This window comes from Sulfurovum sp. TSL6 (assembly GCF_019972115.1).
Taxonomy (GTDB): domain Bacteria; phylum Campylobacterota; class Campylobacteria; order Campylobacterales; family Sulfurovaceae; genus Sulfurovum.
In genome coordinates this window covers 574,235-586,776 of record NZ_BPFJ01000002.1, presented here as the reverse complement: position 1 = coordinate 586,776, position 12,542 = coordinate 574,235, and the positions used below count along the sequence as shown (strand labels likewise).

General features: G+C 38.5%; 12 protein-coding genes. 7 read left to right on the top strand and 5 right to left on the bottom strand.

Going from position 1 to position 12,542, the window contains the following annotated elements; genetic code table 11:
- Nucleotides 1-10: 10 nt before the first annotated feature.
- From LDM93_RS07910 to LDM93_RS07900, 3 genes are all read right to left on the bottom strand, one after another.
- Nucleotides 11-904 carry a hypothetical protein gene (locus LDM93_RS07910; RefSeq protein WP_223891830.1) on the bottom strand — a complete coding sequence of 298 codons (894 nt, stop codon included), beginning with the start codon at nt 902-904 and terminating at the stop codon, nt 11-13.
- Between the two features lie 77 nt (nt 905-981).
- The gene (locus LDM93_RS07905) at nt 982-2,361 is read right to left on the bottom strand and encodes a PTS transporter subunit EIIC (protein WP_223891829.1); all 1,380 of its coding nucleotides are present in this window, start codon (nt 2,359-2,361) and stop codon (nt 982-984) included.
- Nucleotides 2,354-4,180 carry a putative PEP-binding protein gene (locus LDM93_RS07900; protein WP_223892058.1) on the bottom strand — a complete coding sequence of 609 codons (1,827 nt, stop codon included), beginning with the start codon at nt 4,178-4,180 and terminating at the stop codon, nt 2,354-2,356. The genes LDM93_RS07905 and LDM93_RS07900 overlap by 8 nt, the downstream gene beginning before the upstream one ends.
- Before the next feature lie 171 nt (nt 4,181-4,351).
- Here LDM93_RS07900 and LDM93_RS07895 point away from each other — a divergent pair, with 171 nt between their 5' ends.
- Both LDM93_RS07895 and LDM93_RS07890 read left to right on the top strand, forming a co-directional pair.
- Complete coding sequence (locus LDM93_RS07895) at nt 4,352-6,085, top strand: ATP-binding protein (protein ID WP_223891828.1); 1,734 nt, start codon at nt 4,352-4,354, stop codon at nt 6,083-6,085.
- Between the two features lie 51 nt (nt 6,086-6,136).
- On the top strand, nt 6,137-7,381 hold the full coding sequence (locus tag LDM93_RS07890; protein ID WP_223891827.1) for a zinc ribbon domain-containing protein: 1,245 nt from the start codon (nt 6,137-6,139) through the stop codon (nt 7,379-7,381).
- A gap of 6 nt (nt 7,382-7,387) precedes the next feature.
- Here the strand turns inward: LDM93_RS07890 and LDM93_RS07885 are convergent, their stop codons facing one another.
- Nucleotides 7,388-7,801, bottom strand: a complete 414-nt coding sequence (locus LDM93_RS07885) for a rhodanese-like domain-containing protein (protein ID WP_223891826.1) — start codon at nt 7,799-7,801, stop codon at nt 7,388-7,390.
- Nucleotides 7,802-8,084: 283 nt separating this feature from the next.
- Between LDM93_RS07885 and LDM93_RS07880 the strand changes: the two genes are divergently transcribed.
- The 5 genes from LDM93_RS07880 to LDM93_RS07860 are packed head-to-tail and all read left to right on the top strand — an operon-like array spanning nt 8,085 to nt 11,345.
- Nucleotides 8,085-8,474, top strand: a complete 390-nt coding sequence (locus LDM93_RS07880; RefSeq protein ID WP_223891825.1) for an NAD(P)H-quinone oxidoreductase subunit 3 — start codon at nt 8,085-8,087, stop codon at nt 8,472-8,474.
- Entirely contained in the window at nt 8,456-8,998 is a 543-nt protein-coding gene (locus LDM93_RS07875) for an NADH-quinone oxidoreductase subunit B family protein (protein ID WP_008244697.1), read from the top strand. The genes LDM93_RS07880 and LDM93_RS07875 overlap by 19 nt, the downstream gene beginning before the upstream one ends.
- Nucleotides 8,998-9,780: an NADH-quinone oxidoreductase subunit C gene (locus tag LDM93_RS07870; protein WP_223891821.1), complete on the top strand. Its 783-nt coding sequence runs from the start codon at nt 8,998-9,000 to the stop codon at nt 9,778-9,780. Before LDM93_RS07875 ends, LDM93_RS07870 begins: the two co-directional genes overlap by 1 nt.
- Nucleotides 9,781-9,788: 8 nt before the next feature.
- Complete coding sequence (gene nuoD, locus LDM93_RS07865) at nt 9,789-11,018, top strand: NADH dehydrogenase (quinone) subunit D (protein ID WP_223891820.1); 1,230 nt, start codon at nt 9,789-9,791, stop codon at nt 11,016-11,018.
- A gap of 9 nt (nt 11,019-11,027) precedes the next feature.
- Nucleotides 11,028-11,345 carry an NADH-ubiquinone oxidoreductase subunit E family protein gene (locus tag LDM93_RS07860; protein ID WP_223891817.1) on the top strand — a complete coding sequence of 106 codons (318 nt, stop codon included), beginning with the start codon at nt 11,028-11,030 and terminating at the stop codon, nt 11,343-11,345.
- 175 nt (nt 11,346-11,520) lie between these two features.
- Here the strand turns inward: LDM93_RS07860 and LDM93_RS07855 are convergent, their stop codons facing one another.
- Nucleotides 11,521-12,537 (bottom strand): NAD(P)-binding domain-containing protein, encoded by a 1,017-nt coding sequence (locus LDM93_RS07855; RefSeq protein WP_223891815.1) that lies wholly within the window; start codon nt 12,535-12,537, stop codon nt 11,521-11,523.
- Nucleotides 12,538-12,542 lie beyond the last annotated feature (5 nt).

The following is a 12,542-nucleotide window of genomic DNA, read 5'->3' as shown; positions in this document are numbered from 1 at the left end:
GATATTCAGCCTATTGATTTTCTTGTTGGTCTTTCATAAGCGACATGATACGTTTTTTGTATTTTGGGTTTTTATTTATTTTGTATGCAGCAATGAGATCTTCCAGTGATCCTTCATTGAAGAGTTTTTCTTCTTGTAAGGATTTTTTTCTTCTTTTTAACATCTTGTATTGACGATAGGTGAGTGAGGCTCTTGTATCTTTCTGTACGATATAGGCAGACAGCGCATCAAGCGATGCCTCATTCAAATAGTAAGTGTAGATCTCTTCTTGTGTTTTGATCTGCAGCTTTTGCGCGATGATCTGTAGTTGATCTAACTGTGTTTGTGTTTTAGCCCGATTTTCGTAGCGTCTATAATAATCATATACGAAGTGCTTTGGTAATTTTGTTTGAATGTTTTTGACTCTATTTGCATTGTAGGTCCTGATGGCCTGTCTGTATAGCTCTTGGAGAGGTGAATAGTCCTGAAATTCAACTAAAAGTGTTTTTACCCCTTTGTATCGTCTCGGTGCTATAGATACAATAGCCCCCACTGTATCTAAAGATGTTATGGGGGTAAATCCCTTGCGTTTAAAACTTCTTACTACATAGCTATAGGTTGTTTTTGGGCCTGCATGAAGTATGAGTTCGGGTTGTTTTGGTTTGGAGAGATTGTAGAGTATATATTGGTTTTTACGATGAAGAAGCAGGCCTAGGTCTTTCTCTTTTTCATGATAAAGATAGAGGTATTTCTGATCCTCTTTGATCATTTCTAATTCTGTTCTTGTAAAGTATGCCCGGTGGTGTTTCATGTAGGATGAACACTTTACAACAGTGACTTTATTGATCTCCCCTGGAACAAATAGGGTGTTCAAAGAACAGCCGCTCAGTATTAGAAAGAATAAAAACAAGACAACTGTACGCATTACTATATCCTGAGGGTTTTTGCTATAAGTATAATGTTTATAAGTTAATATATGGCTAATGCAATCTTAACAAATAGTTAGACCTTTTGTAAGAATGCCTTTATCTTCTCTGCGACACTCTCTGCTTTCGTCCCCAATACTACTTGGATACTGCGTCTATCTGGACGAATGACCCCTTTTGCACCTAAACGTATAAATGCATCGTCCGTAAGCAGAGAACTATCGTGTACTTGCATGCGCAACCTAGTGATGCAGGCATCGGTATGAATAATATTTTCTTCCCCTCCCAAGGCTTCAATAAACGCTTTTGCTTCCTCATCTGATTCGACTGTTTTTTCATCTATCATCTCTTCAAATATATTGAGTTTAAAGAGTTTGATCATGTAGTAGGAACTGACAAAATAAATAAGAGAGAATACTGCCCCCAATGGGAGGATAAGCAGAGGATTGGTAGCAAGTTTGTAGTTGATCACATAATCTATGAAGCCTGCCGAAAACCCGAATCCTGCATGAATATCCAGCATCTGTGCTACAGCAAGGGCCAGACCGGTAAGGAGGGCGTGTAAAACAAAGAGAAGAGGTGCGACAAACAAAAAGAGAAACTCCAAAGGTTCTGTAATCCCTGTAAGAAATGAGGTAAATGCAACACCAGCCAGAATGGCACCGACTTTTTGACGAGAGTCTTTTGGGGTATTCAGATAGATCGCATAGGCCATTGCAGGCAGACCGAACATCATGATGACATAAAAACCTGACATATAGACACCTGCAGTCTCATCACCGGCAAAGAAACGATGCAAATCTCCGTTCGCCACTACTTCCACACCCTCTTTGAGATAAGTGTATTCCCCCAGCTGGAACCAAAACACTGAGTTGAGTATATGGTGCAATCCTAAAGGAATGAGCAGACGGTTCAGTGTACCGTAGATGAATGTACCTGTCTCTTTTAATCCTATGATAGCATTTGAAAACATGTCTATACCATTTTGCGCAAAATGCCAGAAATAGCCGGCAACTACACCAACCCCTATGGCAGTCACAGCAGTCAGAATAGGAACAAAGCGTTTTCCTCCAAAGAAGCCTAAAAACTCAGGGAGTTTAATGCTATGATAACGATTATACAATGTCCCGGCAATGACACCCATGATGATACCCACAAAGACACCCATATTGACCTCTTTGTCTATACTGAGATAGACGGCTTTAGCGATGAGTACACCTATAGCACCTGCTAGTGCGGCTGCACCATCATTATTTTTAGCCAGTCCGTAGGCGATACCTATACCAAAAAGCAGGTCAAGATGAGAAAAGATCGCATCCCCGGCACTTTTCATGATCAGGGCGACTTGACCATCAAAGATATCACCAAAACCTAAACGAAGCAGAAGCGCAGCAACCGGAAGTACTGCGATAGGGGTCATCAGTGCTTTACCAATGCGTTGAAGTAAATTAAACATATCTTATTTCCTCTTTTGTTTGGGCGATACTTTTGGGAGAAACACTGAGCGTTTCCATGCCTAGATCTAAAAGTTTGGGTATGGCATTTTTATCTGCAGCCAGTTCACCGCAGATACTTACAGGTTTAGTTGCTTTATGAAGAATGATCTCAATAGCAGAAAATACTGCGGGAGAGAGTGCATCCGCTTTGAGAAGAGGATGTGTTCTTTCTATGGCAAAAAGGTACTGTATAAGGTCATTGGTACCGATAGAGTAGAAATCTACGACATCATTAAATGATTCCAGTAAGAAAAGTACCGATGGTACTTCTATCATGATACCAAAATGAAGGTGTGAAATATCAAGCTTGTGTTTTTGAGCTACGCTTTGCGCAAAGGATTTTGTTTGTTTAAATTCTTCCACAGAGCTGATCATCGGGAACATGATCTTTACACGTTTATTTTCTGCAGCCAGAAAAATCGCAAGTAGTTGTTCTTCCAAGAGTTCAGGATGCGTATGGAATAGACGTACACCGCGTATACCTAAAAAAGGGTTGTCCTCCGTAGGTATCTGTATATAAGGCAGGGCTTTGTCCCCGCCTACATCCAGTGTACGTACTGTGATATCATCAAACAGTTCAAAGATCTCTTTGTAGGCATTTTGCTGTTTTCCCAAAGAGGGTTTGACATCCTTAAATAAAAATTCTGAACGTAAAAGACCTATGCCTTCCGCTCCTTCTTCTTTTGCTGCTTTGGCTGTGTTAATGTCGGCAGCGTTGGCAAATACCTTGATATGTCTACCATTTTGTGTGGTTGCCGGTTCAAAACGTTTTTTGGCAGAGAGCGCTTTTTGTACACTCTCTTTGCTTAAACGTTCTCTAGCTTTTTGCAGATCGTGGGCACTTGGGTCTTGAATGATCACGCCGGAGTATGTATCGAGTATGACAGTCTCATTTTCGACAAGGTTTTGGGTATCTGCAATAAGAGAACAGATACCAGAAGCACGAAGCAAGATAGCCGTATGGGAGTTCATAGAAGTCTCTTTTAAGATCACGCCTTCCACCTTTGTCTGCTGCAGTTGGTCTATCTCGCTGGGAAGCAGGTCATTACATAGCAATATAAAGGGGGTATCTGGAAAAGTGACTTTTATTTCTAACCCCAAATGTTTTTTGACACGTTGAAGTATATCTTGATAATCACTTGTTTTAGTATCAAGTTTTGTCCCTACAAGTTTTCTGGATTCTTCTTCAACTTTCTCTTCAAGTTCTGTCAAAGTTTGACAGTGTGTGCCTAGTGAGATCAGAAGTTCTTTTTGTGCAAGGTAGATAGCAGAATTTTCATCATCTTCTTTGTTGCGATAGAGTGTTTCGAGTTCTTTGGTACTTTGAGAGAGAGCAGTTCTAAAGTCCATCTCACTTTGATGCTGCACCTTTGTCGTATGATAGGTGTAGGTAGGAGCAATGGCAATGCCCTCAGAGATGATTTCTCCTTCTATGACAGAACCTTCATAACTGTATGCACTCTTTTCTATTTTTTGGATCTCTTTATCCTCTTGCATCAGTGTTTCAAAAAGCAGTTGAAGTTTTTCAAGGGCTACCTCTGCCTTTTCCCCTTTGGCAACCAAAATAAAAGTATCTCCTTTTTCTAAAGAGAGTGAAAGTAAAGTGTTGACACCTTTTGCGTCGACACTTTTGTTGTGAAAGGTGGCAGTGATCTGACAGGGAAATGATTTGGCTAAAGTAGCAAATTGTGCAACGGGCCTAAGATGAAATCCATTATTTGAGGTGACAGAAAGTGGTACAGAAAGAGGTTTCGAAAACAGATTTTTAAACAGGTACATCACTTATTTACTATCTCCAGTACAGATAGGCTCAGCCATTACTATAGAGTGTGTTACAGTCATCATCAAGACGATACCCATCTGTTCTCCTTTTTTGCACATTCATGTATTACTCAAAGTATAGCAAATATTTGTTATACTCAAATTATTATCAACTATTAGGAACACGCATTGAAATACCTTATTGACTTTATTGAAACAAAAGATGTGAAGAAGACAGCCATTTTTGAACATTTGAAATGTACAGAAGAAGAAGCATCTCTGGTACAGTATATCTGTAAACGTTATGTGGCAGGGCTGGAAGAGATCTCTGTACTGGAAATACTGCAAGAGAATTTTTCATCAGAGGGGTATGTTTATCTGGAAAAACTCGGATCGATCAAAAATCTTTTGGACCTAGGATGGATGATCCAAGTAAGTTTTGGACAGGTCAAAGCACATGAAGCATCCAAGTTGGAACTGCTCAGCACTTCTGTCACACCAAGTATCTCTTTACTACGTCTGCTAGAAGAGGGCTCATTGGAAATTTTCCTTCCCGAAGTCAAACCTTATACAGATCACCTGGAGTACCTTCAAGATCAGTTTGATATGGTGTCACTTTTACATAAAATCGCTACATTTAAACAAGGTTTTGCAGATAATTCACTGAGCATAGGACGTTTGAAAAACAAATTGACACTTTTGACAACACGCATTGAAGAACGTGTCAAAATGACAAAATCACCCATTGTCGTAGAAGAGTTTTTTAAAGAAAAAGGACTTGATGAAAAAGAAAAACGAATTTTCCTGGCATTACTTAAAGAAGAGTATAGTGGCGGAGAAGGGCAATTTAGGGACATGAATACGCTGATAGAACTTATCAGCTTTGATGAGTACGAAAAAATAAAAAACCGTGCGTTGCTTGAAGATGGTGCAAAACTCATCAATGAAGACATCATTGACTATGAAGAGATACTGAACATGTTTGGTGGGGTGAGTCGGTCTTTTTATCTACAAGAAGAGGTGATGCAACGTATCATACATCCTAAAAAAAGTAAAAAAGTAACAAAACTCAAGTTGGATGCATTGGTTCAGGAACAAGAGCTTTTTGAGTATCTGAAACCTGTAACTACTTTGGACGATGTGGTCTTGCATCCTAAAACAAGAGAGACATTACAAAATGTTGTCAAACAAGTTGACAAAGAGGTGTTTAAAAAACTCAGAGAGTGGGGTATTAAAGACAAACGTAAAGGTATCGATGCACGTATTATTTTTTATGGGGCTGCAGGTACAGGTAAAACAATGACAGCGATGAGTCTGGCTAAAACACTCAAACGCCCTATACTCTCATTTGACTGTTCTAAGATCCTCTCGATGTATGTAGGGGAGAGTGAAAAGAATGTACGTAAGATATTTGATGACTTTAAAGAGTTAAGTGCAAAAGCAAAAGTAAATCCTATTTTACTACTGAATGAAGCCGATCAGTTTTTGAGTGCAAGAAGTGAAGGAACAGGAAGTTCGGCAGATAAAATGCATAACCAGATGCAAAATATCTTCCTTGAACAGATAGAAAAATTTGAAGGCATACTTATCGCTACCACCAATTTGCTTGGTAACATAGATAAAGCGTTTTCAAGACGTTTCAATTACAAGATAGAATTCAAAAAACCAGGGAAAAAACAGCGTCTTAGACTTTGGCAGTTCATGCTTCCTGAAAATGCAGATTATGAAGAAGGGTTTGAGATGTCAGAGCTTGCCAAATACGAACTTACCGGTGGACAGATCAATCTTATCATCAAAAATACAGCCTATAAAGTCGCTGTACGTGAAGAGAGTGTATTTGGAAATCAAGACTTCCTTGAAGAGATCGAAAAAGAGCTTGGTTCGAGCTTTGAAGGGTCAAAGAGTATGGGCTTTAAAGTGTAGTTTTACCTATTCAATGAAAGGCGTTAGATGTTTTCTTATATAAGGTCATTCATGACCAAAACCAAGTCAACTTTATTTACGTTCAACAATGAACCATTTTCTAAGTTTTCCATACTTTTGATCATCATTTTAGATATCTTTTTATTGATTACGATCTTAACGGGGATTGACTCTGAAAAAAATATGTCTCCCACGTTAAATGTAAAATATCCCTATCAATGTAAAAATCATTTTGACCCAAAATATAAAAATAGCGTCTGGAATAGTGCAACGAGAGGATATACCTATGATAGGTTTCCTTTTTCGGAGTATGTCTCTTTTTATATCCCTACTCATTCAGAATATTACAGTGGCAAAAAGATCCAAACCTACCATGACAAAAGAATGGCTCCAATATGTACAGAACTTTATAAGAAAATAGCTGTTTTTGCTCAATCTGATGAATTTAAAAACAACAAAGAACTCAAAAATAACCTAAGAAATGACAAACGAAATGTTGTCTCTGAAATCAATAGCATCGAAAAAAGATATAATACTGCTTTGTTTGAAAAAATCTCTTTTACTGAACAAGATAGAGATAAGAAGATTAGAGATAAATACTATGGTTTGCTGGAAAAAGAGAAAAATATCGATAGGCAGATCAAAGAGATCAAGAAAGTATCTACGTATAAAGGCTACCAACAATATGTTGATTTTGTGAATAACAATAAGGATACATTCAAAAAAGAGTACGATTCTTATGCATTTTGGCAACCCTTTGTCTCTTTCCTCTATTTATTAAAATTTACACTGCCTTTATTACTTTTATCTTTACTGGCCTATAGATTCTCTACAAGGCCTGAAAGAAAAATATCCGTGCCAAATAAGCTGATCACATTGATCAGTACTCATATCATTATCATTACTTTGCTTCCTATATTTATTGACGTGTTGCGCTTGATCTTTCATATTATCCCGCGCAGATTTTTAGAGAAGATCATTACTTTTTTATATGAATATGGGTTTATATTCTTGGGATACTATTTCTTGATGTTGCTTGGTATTGTAAGTATCGGTTTGGTTATTTTCTTGATACAAAGAAGTGTTTCCAAGAGAGAAAAATTAAGACAAGAGTTGAGAGAAAAGACCCTTTATATCGATGCCTATAATCAAAGCAGATGTCCAAATTGTAAAAACAGGGTGGATTATAGTAAAAACTATTGTGGTTTTTGTCAAGAGGAACTCAACAGGGTGTGCAGCGCATGTCACAAAAGAACACCTAAACACATTCAGTACTGTATAGAATGTGGGGCATAGGTAGCGTTATTTTTCGAGTGTAGCTCCAGCACCGATCAATTGGATGATCCCGCCTTTGACATTCAGCGGGGTAAAGCCATTTTCTTCCAATATGCGGGATGCAGATACGCTTCTACTTCCTGTTCTGCAATAGACGATGATCTTTTTGTCTTTATCCTGTTTGAGCATACCGAGGTTTTGACTGAGCGCCTGTACGGGAATAAGCGTCGCACCTCTGAGATGTCCACTTTTATACTCTGGTATCGTTCTCACATCTAGCAGTGTTACATTATCATCATTTTCCAGTAAATGTATGGCTTGTTTGGCATCGATAGATTCAAAATTGGCAAGTATCCATCCTTTGGAGTAGGCAAACCAAAAGAGTAAGCCTGCCATGGCGATCCAGTATAGTACATTGATATAGTTTTTAGGAAAGTTCACTCTGTTAACCCTTATAGTTATTATAATTTCATTTGATATTGTAGCGCTATTTTCTTTATGCATAGTTACATCTCGTTACATACTAAAGAGTAATCACCTAAAGGATAAAGTCCTCCAAAATCTTTTAATCATCTTTTAGATAATATGAAGCAAATATTCTAAAGGAATCTCTCTACTGACAGAAGCAAGTGAAAACTTAAGCCTAAGGCAAGCTTTAGTGAGAGGAATTAAAAACGAGCGTTGCTTGTTTTTTAAAGAGAATTATGAAATTAAAGGGATTAAAATGACTCATGTAATTACAGAACATCCATATTTCGGTGTATTTGTTCTATTTGCGTTGACAGCCGTGGCGTTCCCAGCGACGCTATGGGCTGCACGTTTCGTTAGTAGAAAATTTGCACGGCTTGATACGGAAAGACTTAAGTTAAGTATATACGAATGTGGACCAGAGGTAACGAAGCAACCTAACACCATTTCTGCACAGTTTTATCTGATAGCACTTTTGTTTATCTTGTTTGATGTTGAGATTATCTTTATGTTCCCTTGGGCGATTGACTTTAAATTGCTTGGTTGGTTTGGTTTTGCTGAGATGATACTCTTTATATTATTACTTACGATTGGTTTCGTATACGCATGGAAAAAAGGAGCACTTGAATGGCACAGCATCAAGTAAACTATGCCAGTTCTGCTGGCTTACCGATAGCATTGACTTCGGTAGATAAACTCGTAAACTGGGGGCGTTCGAACTCGCTTTGGCCGCTTACTTATGGACTCGCATGTTGTGCGATCGAAATGATGGCATCGGGAGCATCCCGTTATGACTTCGATAGAATGGGAACGATCTTTAGAGCTTCTCCAAGACAGGCAGACGTAATGATCTTGGCAGGAACACTTTCTAAAAAGCACTCTGAGTTTGCCAGAAGACTGTATGACCAGATGACAGAGCCTAAATGGGTGATATCTATGGGGTCATGTGCAAATACCGGCGGTATGTTCAACACCTATGCAACAGTACAAGGTGTGGATCGTATCATCCCTGTTGACATCTATCTTCCAGGGTGTGCACCAAGACCTGAGACACTTCAGTATGCACTGATGATGCTTCAGAAGAAGATTCGTAAAGAGTCTGCAGATATGAAGAAAAACACAAAACAAGACTTGACCAATCAAACGGGTAAAAGAGCGAGGTTAATCTAATGAGAAAATACGTACCAAAAGATAACGTTCAAGGGAAGGCTTACTATACAGACAGATTCTGGGTAGCACCACGTGTACCTAGAAGTGAAGTAGAAGATGAGCATTTCGCAGCAGTAGTGACAGCACTGGGAGACTTGGCAAAAGAAACCTATGTTGAGATCGGACAATTGGTTGTACATATTGATGCAACAACAAACTTTGCTGTACTTAAAACACTGAAAGAAAAATGCGGATATACACAGTGTTCTGAGCAATCTGCTGTAGACTATTTGGCTAAAGACGGAGAATTTGAACTTTTTTACCAACTTCTTAATGTCAATGAAGCCAAAAGAGTAAGGGTTGTATGCCGTCTTAAAAAAGGTGAAGCGATTGAAAGTGTTGAACCTCTTTTCAAGTCTGCAAACTTTGCAGAACGTGAAATGTTTGATATGTTCGGTATCAAAGTAAACAATCATCCATTCCTTAAGCGTATCATTATGCCTGATGACTGGGAAGGACATCCGTTACTTAAAACATATCCTCTCTTTGGAGATGAGTTCGCTTCATGGTATGAAGTAGATAAAATCTTTGGAAAAGAATACAGAGACATCATAGGACCAGAAAACAGAGATCCTGCAAAAATAGACAGACACGATACAAAACGTTTCTCAAGAGTAGGATATGAAGTACCATTCGGTGCAGATATTTCTGAAGGTGAAAAAGAACAAGCAGTTGAATATAGTGAAACATTCTTAGTAAACTATAATAAAAAAGGGTCTAAGCAATTAGACGAAAGAAAATAGGGGAGCCGATGCAAGTAGCTAATAAATTAACACCATTTTTTGAGAACCTCAATTTTGAGCGTGACGACAACACAATGGTTATCAATTTTGGTCCTCAACACCCTTCGGCACACGGTCAGTTAAGACTAGTGCTTGAACTCGACGGTGAGCAAGTAATTAAAGCCTATCCGGATATCGGTTACCTTCACAGAGGTATCGAAAAGATGGCAGAAAACATGACGTATAATGAGTTTTTGCCAACAACAGACAGACTTGACTATATTGCGTCAACTTCAAACAACTATGCGTATGCATTGGCTGTTGAAAAGCTTATCGGTGTAGAAGCGCCAAGACGTGCACAAGTGATCAGAACGATGTTACTTGAGCTGAACCGTACTATTTCACACCTATTCTTTATCGCAACGCATGCCCTGGATGTTGGTGCAATGTCAGTCTTCCTTTATGCATTCCGTGAACGTGAATTTGCAATGGACCTCATGGAAGATTATTGTGGTGCAAGATTGACACACTCTGCAGTACGTATCGGTGGTGTTCCGCTTGACCTTCCTGAAGGTTGGTTAGAGAATATTGCTGCATTCTGTGATAAAGTGGATTATGAAGTAGAGCATACTTATGAAGCACTTCTTACCGAAAACCGTATCTGGAAAATGCGTTTGGAAGATGTGGGGGTTATCTCTGCTGAAGATGCACTTTCCTGGGGGTGTACAGGTCCTATGCTAAGAGGTTCTGGTGTGAAGTATGATATCAGAAAAGAAGAACCTTATGAACTCTATTCAGAGCTTGATTTTGATATTCCTGTAAGTGAAAGATGTGATTCATACGGACGTTATAGACTCTATATGGAAGAGATAAGACAATCTACAAGAATCATCAGACAACTTATCCCTATGTATGATGAGACTGAGCCTCAACTTATGGCACATTCACCACAGTATATCTCAGCAACAAAAGAAGAGATCATGACACAAAACTATGCATTGATGCAACACTTTGTATTGGTAACTCAAGGTATGAGACCACCAAAAGGTGAAGTTTATGTGCCTACCGAATCACCAAAAGGTGAACTTGGTTTTTACATCAAGTCAGAGGGTGAGCCCTATGCTTACAGACTTAAGTGTAGAGCACCAAGTTTCTTCCATACAGGACTTCTTCAAGAGCTTCTTGTGGGTACATACATAGCAGACGTCGTTACGATCATTGGTACTACCAACATCGTATTCGGTGAAGTTGACAGATAAGGAGAGCCCATGAAAAGATATGATTTAAGACATTTAAAAGACGATTTCTATGATAGAATGGTTGAGCTTATTGATCAGGGATTAAAAGTGGGAGAAGTAGGAATTTTCCTTTTTGAAGTAGGAGATTATTCTTCTATCCAAAAATCTGCAGATGTAGTGAAAGCTACTGGACATGATCTGATGAATTCACTGAAATTTAACGAAGTAGACTGGACGATTGTCGTGAAAAAAGTAGATGAAGCGACAAAGAAAGAGAGAGCTGCCAAGATCGAGGCAGAAAAAGCTGCAGCTGAATCAGAAGAAGCTGAGGCAGAAAAGGCAGAATAAAGCTACTGCTTTATATCATATAGTATCTTTTCATGTATGAAGATGCTATATGATTCTACTATCACTACAACATAAACATCAATCAATTTAGTATTTATAATTATTGTTAAGCGAAAAAAGTTTTATAGAGTATTGTATATTCATACCATGCTCAAAAGAGCACAGTATAGAAGAATTACTTCAGGTTAGAAGCAATATTTTTTACTGCAGATGATGCATGGTTAAATGCAAGTGCAATACTACCTTGGTCTGTTACAACATCACCGATAGTGTAAAGACCTTCAACATTTGTTTCAAATGTGTTTTCGTCGTATACAGGAACATCCCATTCTCCAGTTTTAACACCAGAGTTTACAAGGATATCTTTTGGTGTTGTACCACCAAGTGCGTAGACAGCTCTGTCATACTCACCTGTTGAACCATCTGTAAAGTTTACTTGGATCTTACCAGCTGGTGAAGGCTCAACGCTCTCAACATCTACACCCATTTTGTTAACAATTTTACCATTGTCAAGATACTTTGTACACATTTCAGTATTGATTGGGTTCATACGTGTGATTTCTGCTTTTCTGTAGTTAAGTGTAACCACACAATCTTCCATACCTTCCAGTTCTACTAGACCATAAGCATACTCACCAGCAGTGTCTCCACCACCAACAATCATGACGTGCTCACCGTTTTGAACTTTTGAAAGGTTGAAGTTAAGAACATCTTTAAGCTCTCTAGGGAACTTATATTTAGGTTTGTTTGGTTTACCCATACGACCCACTGAAAGGATAACGTTTTTAGCTTTCAACGTTTCCAACGCTTCATCTACACCGTCAGTACCATAAATAATTGAGAAAAGACCATCTTCACCTTTTTCAACTCTCATGATCTCATGATTATACTCAAATCTGTCAAGTACGCCAGCATCAGTGAGTTTTTTATCCATTTGCTCAATGTACTCTTCTTTAGAACACTCTTCAAATGTAACGTTACCAGTGAATTCAAATTTGATACCCATCCAGTCTTTATCTACACGTTTACCTTTTTTGTAAAACTTGTGGATCATATCATTGTGATGAGGTGCCTTGTCAATAACAACAATGTTCTCAATACCCGCTAGTTTTGCTTCGATAGCAGCTGCCATACCGCCAGGCCCTGCTCCAATAATCGCTATATCAACTACTTTTCCGTTTTCGTGTATCATGTTTA